We start from the raw sequence: 19439 nt of genomic DNA on the forward strand, positions 1-19439 counted from the left end.
CTACTGCGGGTTCTACTGCGGGTTCACTGCGTTTTGTGCAACAAAAAACCCCTCGTGCCGAAAGGCAAGCGAGGGGAGCGCGCCGGGTGTGGGTCGCTGGGAGTCCGGGTCCTTCCGGGCGTCACCAGCTTCAGCCGACGCGCTTTCCAAGTACGAGAATTCGGGTGCGCATGGCATTGACCCTCCCCCTGGCGCGCACCGACTGTCAAGTGGGTGGGACAGGAGTCTCAGTATGTGAGCGATGGGCACTTCCGCTCCCCAGAACGGCGGTTACCCCACTGGTGTACACCCCTGGGGCGCCGCCCGCGAACGCGGGTTCCACGGGGCCGTGCGGCACCGAGTAGCGGCCCGTCGCGAGCGCCCGGCGCAGCCGGTACTCGTCGAGCGGCCCGGAGAACGCCATGCCCTGGCCGTGTGTGCAGCCCATCGCGCGCAGGGCCACGACCTGCTCGGGCAGGTCCACGCCGTCGGCCACGGACTGCAGCCCGAGGTCGCAGGCGATCCGCAGCAGCCCACTGGTGATCTTGTGCAGTCGCGCGGACTCCACGACCCCCTCGACCAGGGAGCGGTCGAGTTTGAGGACGTCGACGGGGAGCCGGCGCAGCGCGGTGAGGGCGCCGTAGCCGCCGCCGAAGCCGTCGAGGGCGATCCGGACGCCGAGCCGGCGCAGCGCGCCCAGACGGCGCTCCAGTTCGTCCAGGGACACCTTCTGGTCCAGGTCGGCCAGTTCGATCACCAGTGATCCGGAGGGCAGCCCGTGCCGGGTGAGCAGGGCCTCCACGGAGCCCAGCGGCATCGACCGGTCCAGCAGCCGCCGGGCGCTCATGCGCACGGCGACGGGGACGGTGAGTCCGCTCGCGGTCCGGTCGGCGGCCTGTTCCACGGCCTCCTCCAGGATCCAGCGGCCGAGTTCGGCGGTTCTGTCGCTGTCCTCGGCGACCCGCAGGAACTCTGCGGGCGTGAACAGCACCCCTTGGGAGGAGCGCCAGCGCGCCTGGGCGGCGACCGAGGAGATCCGGCCGTCGTCGAGGCGGACCACGGGCTGGTGCAGCAGGGCGAACTCGCCGTCGTGCAGTGCGGCCCGCAGCCGTGTGGCGAGCTCCGCCTTGCGTACGACGTCCTGCTGCATCTGTGGCTTGTACAGCTCGACCCGGCCCTTGCCGCCCGCCTTGGCGCGGTACATCGCGAGGTCGGCGTTGCGCAGGATCTCGCCCGCGCCGAGGCCCGGTTCGGCGAAGGCGACCCCGATGGAGGCGGCCACCCTGACGTCGTTGCCATCGATCAGATAGGGCTGGGAGAGGGTGATCCTGAGGCGGTCGGCGAGCTCCAGGATGTGCCGCTCCCGTGCGGCCCGGTCGCGGGTGGTGTCGCCGACGATCAGCGCGGCGAACTCGTCGCCACCCAGCCGGGACGCGGTGTCGCCCTTGCGGACGGCGTCCTGGAGCCGGCGGGCGGCCTGGACGAGGAGCGCGTCCCCGGCCTGGTGCCCGATGGTGTCGTTGACCGCCTTGAAGCCGTCGAGGTCGATGAAGAGGACGGCGGTGTTGCGCAGGGCGGCGCCCCGGTCGGAGCTGCGGCGGCCGGACAGGGCCTGCTGGACGCGCCGGGTGAACAGGGCGCGGTTGGGCAGGTCGGTGAGCGGGTCGTGCTCGGCGTTGTGCTGGAGCTGGGCCTGCAGGCGGACCCGTTCGGTGACGTCCCGGCTGTTGAAGATCAGGCCGCCGTGGTGGCGGTTGACCGTGGACTCGACGTTGAGCCAGCCTCCCCCGCCGCCGGAGCGGAAGCGGCACTCGATGCGGGTGGTGGGCTCGTCCTGGGGGCTGGCGGCGAGGAAGCGGCGCACCTCGTGCACCACGCAGCCCAGGTCCTCGGGGTGGATGAGGTCGGCCAGCTCGGTGCCCACCAGGGCTTCGGCGGGCCGTCCGTAGACCCCGGCGGCGGCCGGGGAGACGTATCGCAGGATGCCGCTGGGGGCGGCGATCATGATGACGTCGCTGGAGCCCTGCACCAGGGAGCGGAAGTGGTTCTCCTTCTGCGCCAGCTCCTGGGTGAGGGTGATGTTGTCCAGCAGCATGATCCCCTGGCGCACCACGAGGGCGAGCACGACCGCGCCACCGGTCAGCAGCACCACGCGGTCGACGCTGCGGCCGTTGAGGACGTTGTAGAGGATCCCCAGGGTGCAGACGGCGGCGGCGAGGTACGGGGTGAGGGCGGCGAGGGAACCGGTGATGGGCCGGTTGGCCGGGTAACGGGCGTGGTCACCGCCCTGCGGGGGTGCCTGCGCGGCGGGTGGGTGCGGGTTCGCGGAGGGGTGCGGGGCCGCGTGCGGGTGTCCGCCGGGGCGGTGTCTCGGTACGTGTTCGTGGACCACGCGTGTGTGTCCCTCGTCGGCGGGGCGCTGCTGCCGGGAGGCGGCCCAGGGGGCGTACGCCAGGAGCAGGGAACCCGCGAACCAGCCGGCGTCGAGGAGCTGGCCCGAGTGGTAGTTGTTGTGCATGAGGGGTGAGGTGAACAGGGCGTCGCACATCACGGTCAGCGCGAGCGCGCCGACGGCCGTGTTGACCGCCGTGCGGTTCACGTAGGCCCTTCTGAAGTGCAGGACGAGCACCATGCTCACCAGGGCGATGTCGAGCAGCGGGTACGCCAGCGACAGCGCCGCGTGCGCCACGCTCGGTCCGTCGAACTTCGCGGCCTGCGCGAGGGCGAGGCTCCAGGAGAGCGTGAGCAGCGAGCCGGCGATCAGCCAGGCGTCCAGCACCAGGCAGACCCAGCCGGCCTTGGTGACGGGCCGGGCGGCCAGCACCAGCAGCCCCACGATCGCGGGGGGCGCGAAGCACAGGAAGAACAGGTCGGCGTAGCTGGGGCTGGGCACGGGACGCCCGAGGACGACCTCGTACCACCCCCAGACCAGATTGCCCAGGGCGGCCATCGCCGAGGAGAGCCCGAAGAGCAGCCAGGCGGGTCGAAAGCGGACGCGGCGGGTGCGCGCGTAGAGGAAGCAGGAGACGGCGGCGGCGCCCGCCGCGGCGGTCAGTCCGAAGTCGCCCATGATCAGGGCGAGTTCGTCGGAGCCCCAGCCGAGCGCGGAACCGACGGCGTATCCCGCGCAGACGAGGGCCAGCACCAGTTGGTGGACCAGGTTCGGGCCGGCTCCGAAGAACGGGCGCCCGGTCGGCGGCGTCTTCGCCGGGGACCGGTCGCGTGGTGCCGGGTCGACTCCGTCGAGGAGGGTCGTGGAGGTCGTCGGGGTACTCACCGGTGCCCCCACGTCCGCGGCGCCGGGTCCCTCGGGGCCCGGTGCGCCTGCTTCCTGCGGCCGCTGTGCCTGCGGTGGTGATGGCCGGGGTGAGTGTCGTGACCGCGTCCGCGCGCGGCCGTGCGCCAGGGCCGCCGCCGGCGGCTCCGCCGCGTCGGATCGTTCGTCCATAGGCCGTGCATCGCCCGTCGCCCCCCTCACAAGTCTGAAATGTCCGTCCCAGGCGCCGAAAGGTCGCGGCGCAGCCCCTGTCGGGACGATACACCAGTCTCGTCACTCAGGGACATAGGTTCTCTACGCTCCGTGACGATCATCGGCATATGCGTACGGACCGCGCCCGGGGGACTGCGGAGGGTGCCGGAACCGGACTACACGGCTGCCGTACCCGTCGTGAGGATCACGTGGCGCAAAGGCTCCTGGTTCACGAAGCGTCCCAACTGGTCCACCAGCAGCCGCTTGGCGCGGGGCAGGAAGGCGGAGGTGGGGCCGCCGACGTGGGGACTGATCAGCACGCCGGGCGCGCGCCACAACGGGTGGGCGGGGGGCAGGGGTTCGGGGTCGGTGACATCCAGGGCGGCGGTGATCCGTCCGGTCTCCACCTCGGCGAGCAGTGCCTTGGTCTCGACGACCGGGCCGCGGGCGACGTTGACCAGCAGTGCGCCGTCCTTCATCCAGGCCAGGAACTCGGTGTCGACCAGGCCTCGGGTGGTCTCGGTGAGGGGGGTGGACAGGATGACGACGTCCGCCTCGGGCAGGAGGGCGGGCAGTTCGGTGAAGGGATGCACAAGACCGCGCGCCGTCGTGCGCTGGGAGCGCGCGACGCGCGCCACCCGCGCCACCTCGAACGGAACGAGCCGGTCCTCGATGGCGGCGCCGATGGCCCCGTACCCGACGATGAGCACGTTCTTGTCGGCGAGCGCCGGATGGAAGCCGCCCTCCCAGTGCCCCCGCTCCTGCGCCCGCACGAACTGCGGGATGCCCCGCAGCGCGGCGAGCGTCAGCGTGAGCGCCAGCTCGGCGGTGCTCGCCTCGTGCACCCCGCGCGCGTTGCAGAGCCGCACACCGGAGGGCAGGTCCGCCAGCCGTGCGGTGATGTCGTCCACCCCGGCGGTGAGCGTCTGCACGACCCGCACCCGCCGCATCTCGGCCAGCGGTCCCACCCGCACCCGCTGCGCCTTCATGTACGGCACGACGTACACCACGCAGTCCGCGGGGTCCCCGGGATACGGCTGATCGCCGTCCTCTCCCCCGTCCCAGAAGAGGTAGTCGAACCCTTCGGGGAGACCGTCGATCTCCTCCGGGGGGATGGGCAGCCATACGTCACGGGGTGTGTCGATGCTCATGCCAGGAGGCTAGGGCCTCCCCGGCGGATCTGGCCGGAGAAAATAGACGGCAGCCGATCAGCTCGGGTGAGCGGGGGCTGGGGCGTGCAGCTGCAAGGCGGAGGAGGGCGTCGACGCGATGGGGGTCCCCCGCTCGAGCGCAGCCGAGAGTGGGGGAGTCGACAACCGACGACAACGCGGCAGATGCGCGTGCCGGCCCCCGCGTCTCCGGCAAGATCCGCCGGGGAGGCCCTAATTCAGGTACGCGCGTGTGCAGAGGTTAGGTTGGGGGGTCGGGTCAAGGGAGGGTCGCGGGCAGGTGGAGCGCAGGACGATCGGCGCGGGGGCGCTCTCGGTGGGGGCCGTCGGACTCGGGTGCATGCCGATGAGCTGGGGTTACAGCGGGTCCCGGCGGCGGGGCGAGGAGTCGGTGAGGGCGGTGCACCGGGCACTGGACCTGGGCTCGACGCTGTTGGACACGGCCGACATGTACGGCCCGTTCACCAACGAGCTGTTACTGGGGCGGGTGTTGAAGGAGCGGCGCGGGGACGCGTTCGTGTCGACGAAGGTCGGTCTGCTCGTGGGCGAGCAGCACATCGTGGCCAACGGCCGCCCCGCGTACGTGAGACGGGCCTGCGACGCCTCGCTGCGGCGGCTGCAGACGGAGGTCATCGACCTGTACCAGCTGCACCGCGCCGACCCCGAGGTCCCCGTCGAGGAGACCTGGGGCGCGATGGCGGAGCTCGTCCGGGCGGGCAAGGTCAGGGCGTTGGGGCTGTGCGCGGTGGGCGCGCGGGGCGGCCGGCGTCAGGGCGGGCGGCTGCACGACGCGACGATCGGGCAGTTGCGGCGGCTGCAGCAGGTGTTCCCGGTGAGCGCGGTGGAGGCGGAGCTGTCGGTGTGGTCGCCGGAGGCCCTGGACACCCTGCTGCCGTGGTGCGAGGAGCGCGGGGTCGGTTTTCTGGCCGCGATGCCGCTGGGGAATGGTTTCCTCACCGGCACGCTGACCCCGGGCGAGGGTTTCGAACCGGACGACATGCGGGCCCGGCACCCCCGTTTCACCGCCGAGATGATGGCCGCGAACCAGCCCGTGGTCGCCGGTCTGCGCCGGGTGGCCGCGCGGCACGGGGACGGGGTGACGGCGGCGCAGGTCGCGCTGGCGTGGGTGCTGGCGCAGGGGCGGCACGTGGTCCCGGTGCCGGGGGCCAAGCAGGAGCGATGGGTGGCGGAGAACGCCGGGGCGGCCGGGCTGCGGCTCACCCCCCGGGATCTGACCGAGGTGGCGGAGCTGCCCGCCGCGCAGGGATCGTGGGAGTGAGCGCCGCCGGGTTCCGGTGCCGCTTTCGGGTGGGACCGGCGGGGATCGGGAACCTGTGGGGCGGGTTCCGCGTAGGGACAGGTGGAAGCTGCCGCAGGACCGCCGGGGCGAAGGGAGCGGGATCGTGCGACGTCGAGTGGTGACGGCCGGGCTGGCCGCGGGTGCGCTGCTGTGGACGGCCGGCTGCTCCTCGGGCGACGGAGGGTCGTCCGGGGCCGGCCCGAGCGCGTCCGCGAGCCGTACGACGGTCCAGGGTTCCTCCGCCCCGAGCGCCGAGGAGACCCCGCCCGCGAAGGGCACGGTCAAGGTCGTGCGGACGGTCGCCGAGGGCCTGAACTCGCCGTGGGGCCTCGCCCCGCTCCCCGAGGGCGGACTCCTGGTGGCCTCCCGCGACGAGGGCACGATCACACACGTGGACGAGTCGAGCGGCAAGAAGACCGAGGTCGGCGAGGTCCCGGGGGTCTCCGCGGCCGGCGAGGGCGGGCTGCTCGGCCTCGCCCTCTCCCCCGACTACGCCTCGGACCACATGGTCTACGCGTACTTCACCTCGGTCTCGGACAACCGGATCGTCCGGATGATCTACGACCCGAAGCGGCCCGCCGGGGATCAGCTGGGGGCGCCGGACACGGTCTTCAAGGGCATCCCCAAGGGCGTGATCCACAACGGCGGCCGGATCGCCTTCGGCCCCGACGGGATGCTGTACGCCGGCACGGGCGAGAGCGGCGACCGGGGGCTGGCCCAGGACAAGGAGTCCCTGGGCGGCAAGATCCTGCGGCTGACCCCCGAGGGCGAGCCGGCTCCCGGGAACCCCTTCCCCGACTCCCCGGTGTACTCGTACGGCCACCGGAACGTGCAGGGACTGGCCTGGGACTCCAGGCAGCGGCTGTTCGCCTCGGAGTTCGGCCAGGACACCTGGGACGAGCTGAACGCGATCGAGCCGGGCGGCGACTACGGCTGGCCGGCGGCCGAGGGCGAGTCGGACGACGCGCGGTACGTGAACCCGATCGCCGAGTGGCACACCGACGACGCCTCCCCCAGCGGCATCGCCTACGCGGAGGGCTCGGTCTGGATGGCCGGTCTGAAGGGACAGCGCCTGTGGCGCATACCCCTCAAGGGCACCGAGGCCTCGGCCGACCCCCAGTCCTTCCTCCAGGGCGACTACGGCCGGCTGCGCACGGTGGTCGCGGCGGGCGGCGACAAGCTCTGGGTCACCACCAGCAACACGGACGGCCGCGGCGCCCCGAAGCAGGGCGACGACCGGATCCTGGAGCTGGAGGTGAGCTGAGCGCCGCTCACCGTCATACGAGCGCCCGCTCCCCCGGCTCCGGCAGGAACAGCCCCAGCCGGTGGGCCAGGGCCGCCGCCTCTCCCCGGCCCGAGACCTCCAGCTTGGCGAGGATGTGGGAGACGTGGACGCTGGCCGTCTTCGGGGAGATGAAGAGCTCGGCGGCGATCTGGCGGTTGGTGCGGCCGGCGCAGACCAGACGCAGGACGTCGCGTTCACGGGAGGTGAGGCCGAGGGCGTCGGCGGGGTCCGCGGAGCTGTGCGGGGTGAGGGGGATACGGGCCCGCTGGGCCAGGGCCGTGACCGTGTCGGTGAGCGGGCGGGCGCCGAGGTGGGCGGCGACGGCGTGGGCGAGGCGCAGGAGTTCCGCCGCGCGGTCACGGTCCTCGTCGCCCGCCGCCAGCAGGGCCTCGGCGAGGCGGTGCCGGGTGCGGGCGAGGTCGTAGGGGCGTTCCAGCTGCTCGAAGGCGGTGACCACCTCGGACCAGGCGGCCGGGTCGGTACGGCCCTCGGCGCGCCGCAGTTCGGCGCGGAGCCAGGTTGCGTGCGCCTGCCAGACCGGGGCGAGCGCCGCGACCGGCCTGGCGGCCTCGCGGAGGGTGTCCAGGAGATCGGGGCCGGCCTCGGCGGCGGTGATCAGCAGGGGCCAGGCGTAGCGCTGGGCGCCGGGCGGGAAGCCGGGTTCCAGGGCGCGTTCGAGGTGGGCGCGGGCGTCGGCGGGGCGGCCCTCGGTGACGGCCAGGGCGACGGCGATCCGGGTGAGCGGGAGGTGGTGCTGGGCGGCGCGTTCATGGGCACCGAAGAAGCCCTGGGCGGCGGCGAGTTGGCGTTCGACCTCGGCGAAGTCGCCTCGGGCCAGGGAGAGTTCCGCGCGGCGGGTGGCGTGGATGCCCTGCGCCGACACGCCCTGCCCGACCCGGTCGTCGACCGCGGCGGAGGCGGCCGCGGACTCGTCCCAACGGCCCAGGGAGAACAGGGACTCGGCGAGGTTTCCGCACACCCAGGCCATGGTGTCGTTCAGTCCGTGCCGTCCGGCGAAGGCGACGCCCTCCTCGAGGAGCGTCACCGCGTCCCGGGAGCGGCCGACCGCCTCCAGTTCCGAGGGGAGGTTGATGTAGACGCTGAGCGCGACGGACGTGATGTCCTCGGCCAGGGCCCGCTCCTTCACCTCGTACATCTCGGCCAGCCCGGTCTCGATGTCGCCGGCGTCGACCCTGAGGGTGCCGAGGACCTGGCGGGCGTCGAGCTCGGTCTCGCGGGCGCCGACCATCCGGGCGTACGCGACCGCGCGCTCGGCGTCGTCGTACGCCTCGGGCCCGGGTGAGTGGATCATGGACCAGTTGGCGGCGCGGGTGAGGACCTGGGCGTGCACCTCGCTGGGCGGCAGGCCGCGGACCAGGTCCTGGGCGCGGGCCAGTTCCTCGCGGCCGCTGCCCCGGCCCAGGGAGCGCACCAGACGGGAGCGCTGGACCCAGAACCAGGCGGAGCGCAGGGGGTCGTTCTCGTCGTCGAGGAGCCGCAGCGCCCGCTTGGTGATCTTGAAGGCGCGTTCGCGTTCCCCGCAGAAACGGCCGGCGACGGCGGCCTCGGCCATGAGGTCGAGGTAGCGCAGCGGGGTGGTGGCGGGGTCGCAGCCACAGGGAGGGTAGGCCTCGGTGTAGTCGACGGGGCGCAGCTTGGACCGTACGTCCTCGGGGGCCGTGTCCCACAGCTCCATGGCCCTTTCCAGAAGCCGCAGTTGCTCGCTGTAGGCGCTCCGGGAGCGGGCCTCGACGGAGGCGTCCAGGACGGCGGGCAGGGCCTTGGCCGGTTCATGGGCGTGGTACCAGTAGCTGGCCAGCCGCATCACGCGCTCGTCAGCGGGGACCAGCGTCGGGTGGGCTTCGAGGGCCTCGGCGTAGCGGCGGTTGAGGCGGGAGCGTTCGCCGGGGAGCAGGTCGTCGCCGACGGCCTCGCGGACGAGGGAGTGCCGGAAGCGGTAGCCGTCGCCCTCGGGGGTGGCGAGCAGGAGGTTGGCGTCCACGGCGGCCCGCAGCGCCGCGATCAGCTCGTCCTCGGAGAGCCGGGCGACGGCCTCCAGCAGCCGGTACTCGACGGTGGAGCCGCCCTCGGCGACGAGCCGGGTGACGAGCTGGGCGGTCTCGGGCAGTGCCTCGACCCGGACCAGGAGCAGATCGCGCAGGGAGTCGGTGAGGCCGGTGCAGCAGCCCTCGTGGGCGGCGACGGCGAGTTCCTCGACGAAGAAGGCGTTGCCGTCGGAGCGTTCGAAGATGTCGTCGACCTGGGCCGGGTCGGGTTCCTGGGCGATGATGCCGGCGATCTGACGGCCCGTCTCCTCGCGGGTGAGACGGCCGAGTTCGAGGCGGCGCAGGGTGCGCAGCCGGTCGAGTTCGGCGAGCAGGGGGCGCAGCGGGTGGCGTCGGTGGATGTCGTCGGCGCGGTAGGTGGCGAGGACGACGAGGCGGCCGGTGCGCAGGGTGCGCAGCAGGTAGGAGAGCAGATGGCGGGTGGAGGCGTCGGCCCAGTGCAGGTCCTCCAGGGCGAGCACGACCGTGCGGTCGGCGGTGACGCGTTCCAGCAGGCGGGCGGTGAGCTCGAACAGGCGGGCCATGCCCTCCTCGTCGTGCCGCCCCGGCCGGGTCTCCCCCATCTCGGGCAGCAGCCGGGCGAGTTCCGTCTCCTGCCCGGCCGCCGCGGCGGCCAGTTCGTCCGGCAGGGCGCGGCGCAGGGCGCGCAGCGCGGTGGAGAAGGGGGCGAAGGGCAGCCCGTCGGCGCCGATCTCGACACAGCCGCCGAGCGCGACGACGGCGCCCCGGCCCGCCGCGGCGGCCGTGTACTCCTCGACGAGGCGGGTCTTGCCGACCCCGGCCTCACCGCCGATCAGGAACGCCTGCGGCTCCCCCGCGGCGGCACGGGTGAGCGCGTCGTCGAGGATGCCGAGCTCGTCGCGGCGGCCGACGAAGACGGGACTGACGGACCTGGTCTCCACGGGGCCGAGCATCGCACGCGAGTACGACACCGGCCCACTCGTTATCGGCGTGGGGCCCTTCGTCGTCGGCACGGGCCCTGTCCTCGCCGGTGCCCGAGTCGGTGTCCTCATCGGTGTCCTCTTCGGTGCCGGAGGGCGGCCGACCCCTGTGCGGCCGCCCTCCGGACCGACCACGGCGGTCATGCCGGGCGGGCGGACCGGGGCCTTCGGGGCCGGGCGCCGGGGGACACGGCTGCGCCGTCGCCGTCGGCCTCGCCGTCCCGAGCGGCACCAGCGGCACCAGCGGCACGGGCGGCGCCTTCGGTGCGCTCGGCGGTCTCGCGGCGGGCCGCGCGACGGGCGGCGCGGCGGCCGCGGGCGGCCTCGCGGGCCAGCCGCTCGTGCGCGGCCCGGCGGTGCAGCTCGGCGGCACGGGCCTGCTGGATCTCGTACTCGTACATGGCGGTTCCCCCTCGGGACGGCGGGCCGGCGCGGTGCCTGCCGCGTTGCCTCAACCCTCGTCGCCGAGGGGGGTCCGCCACATCGGGAGAGTTCCGCATCTTCGGCGGTGGGCGGGGGCCTTAGACGTGCGTGAGGGGCCCCAGGGCCGCCGTAAGGTGCTTACGACGGCCCTGAGGCCCCTCGTGACGTGCGCGGACTCAGCTTGCGGAGGGCAGGCCGAGCAGGGCGTCGGTGTACTTGAGGACGGCCAGCAGCAGGCCGATCACGCCGAGCACCACGCCGGCCCAGGAGACCGACTTGATCCAGGGGGCCTGCGGGCCGGCGTTGCCGAACGCGGGGCGGGCCAGCACGACGACACCGGTGACCAGGGCGACCAGCGCGAACACGCCGGCCCACAGGGCGGTGGCCTGCCAGGCGTCGCCGTAGACGGCCTGGATCTGGTTGGCGACGCTCGCGGTCGACGAGGTCTGCAGCTGGCCGACCAGGGTCTGGCGGGCGCCCGCGATCGTGCCGATCCAGCCGCCGCTGAGCGACACGAGGCCGAGCACCGCGGAGACGACGGCGCCCGCGCCCTGGCCGACGCCGGTGGCGCCCTCCTTGGCGACGGCGTCGTCGAGGCCGGTGTCGAGGTCGGCGTCGAGGCCGTCCTCGAGGACCTCGTGGTCGTCCGTGGCGTCCGCGTCGGTCACGGTCACGTCGTCGGACGCGTCGGTCTTGGTGAGGTCCGCCGTCTGCTCGTCGGCGGCCTCGTCAACAGTCTTGGTTCCCATAACCTCGCACCGTACGGACGCTCTCTGAGAGGTCCCTTAATGATCGTTGTGAGCGGCACGCGCGTGTGCGGCACGCCACTCCCGGGCCAGCACGGACCACACTTCGAGGTCGTGCCGCACCCCACGATAGGGGTAGGCCTCGCGGCGGACGCCGTCGCGGGTGAACCCCAGCCGCCGTGCCACGTTCAGACTGTTGGTGTTGCCCGCCGAGGCGACCCACTCGACGCGCTGGATCCCGCGCCGCTCCACGGCGAAGTCGATCAGCACCCGCATGGCCCGGGTGACCAGGCCGCGCCCGGTGCCGGCGGGCTCCAGCCAGCAGCCGACCTCGCAGTTCCCGCTCTCCGCGTCGAAGTTCAGGAACAGCACCCCGCCGACGAGCTTGCCCTCCAGCCACAGCCCGTGCAGGGAGCCGGTGTCGTCGGCGCGCATCTGGGCGTACCGCTGGAGCACCTCGCGCGCTCCGGCCACGTCGGTGGCCTGCGAGCCGAACGGGACGTACTCGTTGATGAACTCCCGGCCCCGGTCGAGGTGCGCCAGGAGCTCCTCGGCGTGCCAGGGCTCCAGGGGGCGCAGTTCGGCTCCGTCGTCACCCAGCGATATCGCGTACATCCGGCTCCCGCTCCTTCTCCAGCGCCTCGACCACCTCGATGAGCCTCTCATGGGCGGCGCGGCACTCGGGTGGTTCGATGCTGATCCGGGGCAGGCGCCGGTCGAGCCAGCGCGGCAGCCACCAGTTGGCGCCGCCGAGCAGATGCATCAGCGCCGGCACCAGCAGGGTGCGCAGGACGAAGGCGTCGAGGGCGACGGCGGCGGCGAGCGCGATGCCGAACATGGCGATCACCCGGTCGCCGCTGAGGACGAACGCGAGGAACACCGAGATCATGATGACCGCGGCGGAGTTGATCACGCGGCTGGTCTCGGCGAGGCCGACCCGTACGGCCCGCCGGTTGTCGCCGGTCTCCAGCCACTCCTCGTACATGCGGCTGACCAGGAACACCTGGTAGTCCATGGAGAGGCCGAAGAGGACGGACACCATGATGACCGGGAGGAAGGGCTCGATCGGCCCGGCCCGGCCGAGGCCCAGCAGCTCGCTCCCCCAGCCCCACTGGAAGATCGCGACGACGACCCCGAAGGCGGCGGCGACGGCGGCCACGTTCATCGCGGCGGCCTTGAGCGGGATGCCGACGGACCGGAAGGCGAGCAGGAGCAGCAGACAGCCGAGCCCGATGACGACGCCGACGAAGAGCGGCAGCTTGCCGACGATGACCCCGGCGAAGTCGTCGTAGCCCGCCGTGACGCCGCCCACCTGGACGTCGAGGGAGGTCCCGGCCTCGGCCCGGGGCAGCACCTCCTCGCGCAGCCGGTCGACGAGCTCGCTGGTCTTCCCGGACTGCGGGGCGGACTCCGGTACGACGGTGAGATAGGCGAGGTGCCCGCCGGAGTCGAAGGTCACCGGGGTCACCGAGGCCACGCCCTCGGTGGCGCGCAGGGTGGTGTCGAGGTTGTCGAGGGCGAGCCTGTCCTCGGCGCCGCCGACCCGGGTCACCAGGGTCAGCGGGCCGTTCACGCCCGGCCCGAATCCGTCGGCCACGAGGTCGTAGGCCTGGCGGGTGGTGGCGGTCTTCGGGTCGTTGCCCTGGTCGGAGGTGCCGAGGCGCAGGGAGAACGTCGGCAGCGCGAGGACGGCGATGACGACGACGGCCAGCGCCCCGAGGAGCTTGGGGTGGCGCTCGACGAACGCCGACCAGCGGGCGGCGAACCCGGTGGGCAGCTCCGGCTCGGGCCCGTGCTCGGCGAGCCGGCGGCGTTCGCGGCGGCTGAGGGCGCGCGGGCCGATCCACGCCAGCAGGGCGGGCAGCAGGGTCACGGAGGCGGCGACGGTGAGGACGACGGTCAGGGAGGCCGCTATCGCGACGCCGTTCAGGAAGTTCAGGCGCAGGATCAGCATGCCCAGCAGGGCTATGCAGACCGTGGCGCCCGCGAAGACGACCGCGCGTCCGGTCGTCGCCACGGCGTCGGTGGCGGCCTCGGTGACGGTGAGGCCGCGTTTCAGACCGCGCCGGTGGCGGGTCACGATGAACAGCGCGTAGTCGATGCCGACGCCGAGCCCGACCAGCATGCCGAGCATCGGCGCGAAGTCGGCGACCGTCATGGCGTGCCCGAGGAGCTGGATGCCGGCGTAGGCGGTGCCGACGCCGACCAGGGCGGTGGCGATGGGCAGCAGCGAGGCGGCGAGCGAGCCGAAGGCGAGGAACAGCACGACGGCGGCCACGGCCACGCCGACGATCTCGGCGAGATGTCCTCCGGAGGACTCGGTGAGGGCGATCGCGCTGCCGCCCAGCTCGACCTGGAGTCCGTCGCTCTCGGCGGCCTTGGCGGCCTTGACGACAGCCCGCGCCTCGGAGGCGTCGATGTCCTCGGCGCGGTCGGCGAAGGTGACGGTGGCGTACGCCGTGTGCCCGTCCTTGCTGATCTGCGCGGCGCCCTGGTCGCCGTAGGGGCCGGCGACGGAGGCCACCCCGGGCAGGTCGGCGATCTTCTCCAGCGTGCGGGTCATGCTCTGTTCGACGTCGGCGGCGCGGACGGTGCCGGACGTGGTGTGCCAGACGACGGTGTCGCTGTCGCCGCCCAGGGTGGGGAAGCCCTCGGCGAGCAGCTGGGTGGCGCGGCCGGACTCGGTGCCGGGGACCTCGTAGTCGTTGGAGTAGGCGGAGCCGGTGGCGACGGCGGCGGTGGCCGTGCCGACGAGAGCGAGAAGCCAGAGCAGCACCGCGACGAGGCGGTTGCGGACACACCAACCTGCGAGGGCTGCCACTGATGTGCTCCCGGGGTGAATTGTGGATCTTTGACCGGGAAACAGCCCGCAAAGAACGTATGAGCAATGCGAGGCCACTCTTGCAGGCGATGAAGATCCTTTGATGCGTTCGTGTGTCTTTTCACAAGAGTGGGAGGCAGATCACAGGACAATAACGACGGCGGTGTCAGCCCACGTCAGTCCGCCGCGTCAGTCGGCCTGGTCGCCGAACGCCATCACCATCACGCCGGCGATGAGCAGCCACAGCGCGCGCCGGGTACGGCCCCGGGAGCCCAGGAAGGCCGCGCCGGCGCAGACGACGGCGCCCAGGGCGTAGGCGGCCGGGACGAAGGCCGGGGCGGTGCCGCCCAGGCGCATGAGGGACGCGGCGAGGCCGGCGAGGGTGAGGAGGGCTCCGGTGGCGGTCGCCGTCCAGCGGGCACGGCGGGCTTCCTCGTAGTCGTACTCGTCGTCGGCGTCGTCGAAGTCGTCGGCGTCGTCGAAGTCGTCGGCGTCGGCGTCGGCCGCCTGATCGGAATCGTCGGAGCCGGTTGCCTCGTCCGCGTCACCCGTGGCATCCGGGTCATCCGTGGCATCCGTGGCATCCGTGGCGTCTATGTCGCCCTGTGGCTCTGAGTCGGTTCGTGCACTCATGGCGCGCGAGCGTAGCGGTTCCGGCTGAGAGCGCGAGAGGGGGTGCGCCCTGAGCGGACGCACCCCCTCTCCGGGGTTACCCGAGGTCAGCCCTCGCTGACCCCCAGCTTCTCCAGGATCAGCTCCTTCACGCGGGCCGCGTCGGCCTGCCCGCGCGTGGCCTTCATCACGGCGCCGACCAGGGCACCGGCCGCGGCCACCTTGCCGCCGCGGATCTTGTCGGCGATGCCCGGGTTGCCGGCGATGGCCTCCTCGACGGCGGCGGTCAGCGCGCCCTCGTCGGAGACGACCTTCAGCCCGCGCTTGTCGACGACCTCGTCCGGGGTGCCCTCGCCCGCGAGGACGCCCTCGATGACCTGACGGGCCAGCTTGTCGTTCAGGTCACCCTTGGAGACGAGCTCGGTGACCCGGGCGACCTGCTCCGGGGTGATGGCCAGCTCGTCCAGCGACGTGCCCGCCTCGTTGGCGCTGCGCGCCAGTTCGCCCATCCACCACTTGCGGGCGGAGGCCGCGTCGGCACCGGCGTCGATCGTGGCGACGATCGGGTCCAGGGCGCCGGCGTTGAGGATCGCCTGCATGTCGGTGGCGGAGATGCCCCACTCGGCGAGCAGCCGGGTACGGCGGACCAGCGGCAGCTCGGGGAGCGCCGCCCGGATCTCCTCGACCCACTCACGGGAGGGGGCCACCGGCACCAGGTCCGGCTCGGGGAAGTACCGGTAGTCCTCGGCCTCCTCCTTCACGCGGCCCGAGGTCGTCGACCCGGTGTCCTCGTGGAAGTGGCGGGTCTCCTGGATGATCGTGCCGCCGCCGTCGAGAACGGCCGCGTGCCGCTGGATCTCGAAGCGGGCCGCGCGCTCCACGGACCGCAGCGAGTTCACGTTCTTGGTCTCGGAACGCGTGCCGAACTTCTCGGTGCCGTTGGGGCGCAGCGACAGGTTCACGTCGCAGCGCATCTGGCCCATCTCCATGCGGGCTTCCGACACGCCGAGCGCCTTGATGACCTCGCGCAGCTCACGGACGTACGCCCGCGCGACCTCGGGAGCGCGTTCGCCCGCGCCCTCGATCGGCTTGGTGACGATCTCGATCAGCGGGATGCCGGCGCGGTTGTAGTCGAGCAGCGAGTGCGAGGCGCCGTGGATGCGGCCGGTCGCGCCGCCCACGTGGGTCGACTTGCCGGTGTCCTCCTCCATGTGGGCGCGCTCGATCTGCACCCGGAAGACCTCCCCGTCCTCCAGCTGGACGTCGAGATAGCCGTTGAAGGCGATCGGCTCGTCGTACTGGGAGGTCTGGAAGTTCTTCGGCATGTCCGGATAGAAGTAGTTCTTCCGGGCGAAGCGGCACCACTCGGCGATCTCACAGTTCAGCGCGAGACCGATCCTGATCGCGGACTCGACGCCGGTCGCGTTGACGACCGGGAGCGAGCCCGGCAGGCCGAGGCAGGTGGGACAGGTCTGCGTGTTGGCGTCCTGACCGAGCTCGGTCGAACAGCCGCAGAACATCTTGGTCTTGGTGCCGAGTTCGACATGGACTTCGAGGCCCATGACAGGGTCGTACGACGCAAGAGCGTCCTCGTACGACACCAGGTCGGTCGTGGTGGTCACGGTGAAACTTCCCTCTCAGCCCAGCAGGACGTCGTCGTCGCCCAGCCGCTTCAGCTCGCGGTACAGGATGGCGAGCCCGGTGACGATCGCGACCGCGGAGACGGTGGCGTCAATGAGCCGCAGCGTGTCGTGCTCGGCGCGGGCCTTCTTGATCTGCTTGGCCACGCCGATCGCGCCGAAGGCCGTCCCGGCCATGGACAGATACGTACCGGACTTGGACTTCTTGAAGCCCTTGGCCTTGTTCAGTGCACTCACAGCGACGGAGCCTCCTCGAGGAGCGGGTGACCCCACTTTTCCACGAAGGCGGCCTCGACGGCGGCGCCGACCTTGTACAGCCGGTCGTCCTTCAGCGCCGGGGCGATGATCTGCAGACCCACGGGGAGGTTGTCCTCGGGGGCGAGACCGCACGGCAGCGACATCGCCGCGTTGCCCGCGAGGTTGGTCGGGATGGTGCACAGGTCGGCCAGGTACATCGCCATCGGGTCGTCGGCGCGCTCGCCGATCGGGAAGGCGGTGGTGGGCGTGGTCGGCGAGACGATCACGTCGACCTGCTCGAAGGCCTTCTCGAAGTCGCGTGTGATGAGCGTGCGGACCTTCTGGGCGGAGCCGTAGTAGGCGTCGTAGTAGCCGCTCGACAGCGCGTACGTGCCGAGCATGATCCGGCGCTTGACCTCGGGCCCGAAGCCCTCCGCCCGGGTGAGGGAGGTGACCTCCTCGGCCGAGTGGTCGCCGTCGTCGCCCGTACGGAGCCCGTAGCGCAGCCCGTCGAAACGGGCGAGGTTGCTGGAGCACTCGGACGGCGCGATGAGGTAGTACGCCGACAGGGCGAGGTCGAAGGACGGGCAGTCCAGCTCGACGATCTCCGCGCCCAGGTCCTTCAGCAGCGCGACGGACTCGTCGAACCGCTGGATGACGCCGGCCTGGTAGCCCTCGCCGCGGAACTGCTTGACGACGCCGACGCGCATACCGGCGACGCTGCCGTTGCGGGCGGCCTCGACGACCGGCGGGACCGGGGTGTCGATCGAGGTGGAGTCGAGCGGGTCGTGCCCGGCGATCACCTCGTGCAGCAGCGCCGCGTCCAGGACCGTACGGGCGCAGGGCCCGCCCTGGTCGAGGGAGGACGAGAACGCCACCATGCCGTACCGCGAGACGGCCCCGTACGTCGGCTTCACGCCGACCGTGCCGGTGACGGCGGCCGGCTGGCGGATGGAGCCGCCGGTGTCGGTGCCGATGGCGAGGGGCGCCTGGAAGGAGGCGAGCGCGGCGGACGAACCGCCACCCGAGCCACCGGGGATCCTGGTGAGATCCCAGGGGTTGCCGGTCGGCCCGTAGGCGCTGTTCTCCGTGCTCGACCCCATGGCGAACTCGTCCATGTTGGTCTTGCCGAGGATGACGACGTCGGCGGCCTTCAGCTTCTTGGTGAGGGTCGCGTCGTACGGCGGGATCCAGCCCTCGAGGATCTTCGAACCGACGGTCGTGGGCACGCCCTCGGTGGTGAAGATGTCCTTGAGCGCGAGCGGGACGCCGGCCAGCGGACCGAGCTTCTCGCCCCGCTCCCGCTTCTCATCCACGGCACGGGCCTGGGCGAGGGCGCCCTCGCGGTCGACGTACAGGAAGGCGTGCACCTTCTCGTCGACGGCCTCGATACGGGCCAGGTGGGCCTCGGCGACCTGGACGGCGGTGAGCTCGCCGGAGGCGATCCTCGCGGCGGTCTCGGCGGCGGTGAGCTTGATGATGTTGACGTTGTCCGTCATGGCGGTTAGTCCTCCCCCAGGATCTGCGGCACCTTGAAACGCTGCTGCTCCTGGGCCGGGGCGCCGGAGAGCGCCTGCTCGGGGGTGAGCGACGGACGGACCTCGTCCGCACGCATGACGTTGGTCAGCGGGAGCGGGTGCGAGGTCGGCGGTACGTCTTGGTCGGAGACCTCGCTGACGCGGGCGACCGCGCCGATGATGTCGTCCAGCTGTCCCGCGAAGTGGTCGAGCTCTTCGGGCTTCAGCTCCAGACGCGCCAGCCGGGCGAGGTGGGCGACCTCCTCGCGCGTGATGCCAGGCATGCAGCGTTCCTCTGGGGTGAGTGAAATGTGATGTGGGGCCAATCCTAGGGGGCGGTGGCCCATGGCCGTGAAACGGTTTGCCTGCCGGGGGGCCGGGTCAGCGTCGGCCGTCCCAGGTCTCGCTGCGCAGGAAGTGGTTGTCGTAGAGCTCCTGCACCTCCAGGAGGCTCTCCGGGGTGGCCTCGCCGAGGCGGATGCGCTGGAGGTGACGGAAGTAGCCGAAGCGCTCCACGCCGGGTGCGATCACGATCAGGAGGTCGGCGGCGCTCCCGGGGGCGGCGGCGAAGGCGTGTGGGCGGCCCGGCGGGACGATGACGAGGTCGCCGCGTCCGGCGGTGACGACGTCGTCGCCGGAGAGGACCTCCAGCTCGCCGTCGAGCAGGTAGAACATCTCGGCGGAGTTGCGGTGCAGATGGGGGCGGGCCCCGTCGGCGCCCTCCCCGAGGGTGACGCGCACGGTGGACAGCGCGCCGCCGCTGGCACTGCTGTCGGCGAGCAGCTTCACCGTTCCTAATCAGTGAGTAGGAGTGAGTCTTGGACCCATGCCTGGTCACTGCGGACGTCCCGAACGGTTCTGGGTGTCCTGGTCGCCCGTGTACTCGCCGCGTCCGGCGGCACGGATCGGGTCCGTGGTCCGGGGATGCGGGGGCGGGGTCCCTCACGCCCGGGGGCACGCCGGTCGGCCTGGACGGTCCGATGCCCGTGCACATCGCTCTGGTGTGCACGGGGCGGTGTCGTCCGTCGCCGGATCGGGTACCCCTGGGCGCGCCGCCCGATCGCGATGCCTGCGGCATCGTGACGGGTCGTCTTGCGCGTCTTGCCGGTGAGGGGCTTTTGCCAGTGCTGGGCGCCCCACTTGCTGGTGTAGGCCGGGTCCACGGCGATGACCGTGATACCGGTGGTATCGGCCATGGAGGTCAGGCGGGCGCGGAGCCTGCCGGTCGGCATGC

At 72.3% G+C, this 19439-nt stretch carries 14 protein-coding genes and 2 pseudogenes; 2 read left to right on the forward strand and 14 right to left on the reverse strand.

What is annotated here, in order from left to right; all coding sequences use genetic code 11:
* Positions 1–205: 205 nt before the first annotated feature.
* Positions 206–3256 (reverse strand): EAL domain-containing protein, encoded by a 3051-nt coding sequence (locus tag ABZ464_RS46725; RefSeq protein WP_359288048.1) that lies wholly within the window; start codon positions 3254–3256, stop codon positions 206–208.
* 368 nt (positions 3257–3624) lie between these two features.
* Positions 3625–4599: a 2-hydroxyacid dehydrogenase gene (locus ABZ464_RS46730; protein ID WP_359288049.1), complete on the reverse strand. Its 975-nt coding sequence runs from the start codon at positions 4597–4599 to the stop codon at positions 3625–3627.
* Between the two features lie 298 nt (positions 4600–4897).
* Here ABZ464_RS46730 and ABZ464_RS46735 point away from each other — a divergent pair, with 298 nt between their 5' ends.
* Both ABZ464_RS46735 and ABZ464_RS46740 read left to right on the forward strand, forming a co-directional pair.
* Positions 4898–5896 (forward strand): aldo/keto reductase, encoded by a 999-nt coding sequence (locus ABZ464_RS46735; RefSeq protein ID WP_359288050.1) that lies wholly within the window; start codon positions 4898–4900, stop codon positions 5894–5896.
* A gap of 124 nt (positions 5897–6020) precedes the next feature.
* A complete protein-coding gene (locus ABZ464_RS46740; RefSeq protein ID WP_359288051.1) occupies positions 6021–7181 on the forward strand; it encodes a PQQ-dependent sugar dehydrogenase in 1161 nt (386 codons plus the stop codon).
* Positions 7182–7194: 13 nt separating this feature from the next.
* Here the strand turns inward: ABZ464_RS46740 and ABZ464_RS46745 are convergent, their stop codons facing one another.
* From ABZ464_RS46745 to ABZ464_RS46800, 12 genes and pseudogenes are all read right to left on the reverse strand, one after another.
* Positions 7195–10182, reverse strand: coding sequence for an AAA family ATPase (locus tag ABZ464_RS46745; RefSeq protein ID WP_359288061.1), 2988 nt, complete (start codon positions 10180–10182; stop codon positions 7195–7197).
* A 167-nt stretch (positions 10183–10349) separates the two neighbouring features.
* Complete coding sequence (locus tag ABZ464_RS46750; protein ID WP_359288052.1) at positions 10350–10610, reverse strand: hypothetical protein; 261 nt, start codon at positions 10608–10610, stop codon at positions 10350–10352.
* Between the two features lie 198 nt (positions 10611–10808).
* Positions 10809–11381, reverse strand: coding sequence for a hypothetical protein (locus ABZ464_RS46755; protein ID WP_359288053.1), 573 nt, complete (start codon positions 11379–11381; stop codon positions 10809–10811).
* A gap of 36 nt (positions 11382–11417) precedes the next feature.
* Positions 11418–11993, reverse strand: coding sequence for a GNAT family protein (locus tag ABZ464_RS46760; RefSeq protein WP_359288054.1), 576 nt, complete (start codon positions 11991–11993; stop codon positions 11418–11420).
* Positions 11971–14199 (reverse strand): MMPL family transporter, encoded by a 2229-nt coding sequence (locus ABZ464_RS46765; protein WP_359288055.1) that lies wholly within the window; start codon positions 14197–14199, stop codon positions 11971–11973. The genes ABZ464_RS46760 and ABZ464_RS46765 overlap by 23 nt, the downstream gene beginning before the upstream one ends.
* Positions 14200–14388: 189 nt before the next feature.
* Positions 14389–14832: a hypothetical protein gene (locus tag ABZ464_RS46770; protein WP_359288056.1), complete on the reverse strand. Its 444-nt coding sequence runs from the start codon at positions 14830–14832 to the stop codon at positions 14389–14391.
* Positions 14833–14918: 86 nt separating this feature from the next.
* A complete protein-coding gene (gatB, locus tag ABZ464_RS46775) occupies positions 14919–16433 on the reverse strand; it encodes an Asp-tRNA(Asn)/Glu-tRNA(Gln) amidotransferase subunit GatB (RefSeq protein ID WP_359288057.1) in 1515 nt (504 codons plus the stop codon).
* 15 nt (positions 16434–16448) lie between these two features.
* Positions 16449–16688: a hypothetical protein gene (locus tag ABZ464_RS46780; protein ID WP_067008367.1), complete on the reverse strand. Its 240-nt coding sequence runs from the start codon at positions 16686–16688 to the stop codon at positions 16449–16451.
* Entirely contained in the window at positions 16685–18187 is a 1503-nt protein-coding gene (gene gatA, locus ABZ464_RS46785) for an Asp-tRNA(Asn)/Glu-tRNA(Gln) amidotransferase subunit GatA (RefSeq protein ID WP_359288058.1), read from the reverse strand. The genes ABZ464_RS46780 and gatA overlap by 4 nt, the downstream gene beginning before the upstream one ends.
* Positions 18188–18192: 5 nt before the next feature.
* A complete protein-coding gene (gene gatC, locus ABZ464_RS46790) occupies positions 18193–18489 on the reverse strand; it encodes an Asp-tRNA(Asn)/Glu-tRNA(Gln) amidotransferase subunit GatC (protein ID WP_359288059.1) in 297 nt (98 codons plus the stop codon).
* 97 nt (positions 18490–18586) lie between these two features.
* Positions 18587–18997, reverse strand: a pseudogene (locus ABZ464_RS46795) (cupin domain-containing protein); the annotation flags it as partial.
* A 2-nt stretch (positions 18998–18999) separates the two neighbouring features.
* Positions 19000–19439: pseudogene (locus tag ABZ464_RS46800) on the reverse strand (IS200/IS605 family accessory protein TnpB-related protein); the annotation flags it as partial.

It is taken from the genome of Streptomyces sp. NPDC005820 (assembly GCF_040630255.1).
GTDB lineage: Bacteria > Actinomycetota > Actinomycetes > Streptomycetales > Streptomycetaceae > Streptomyces.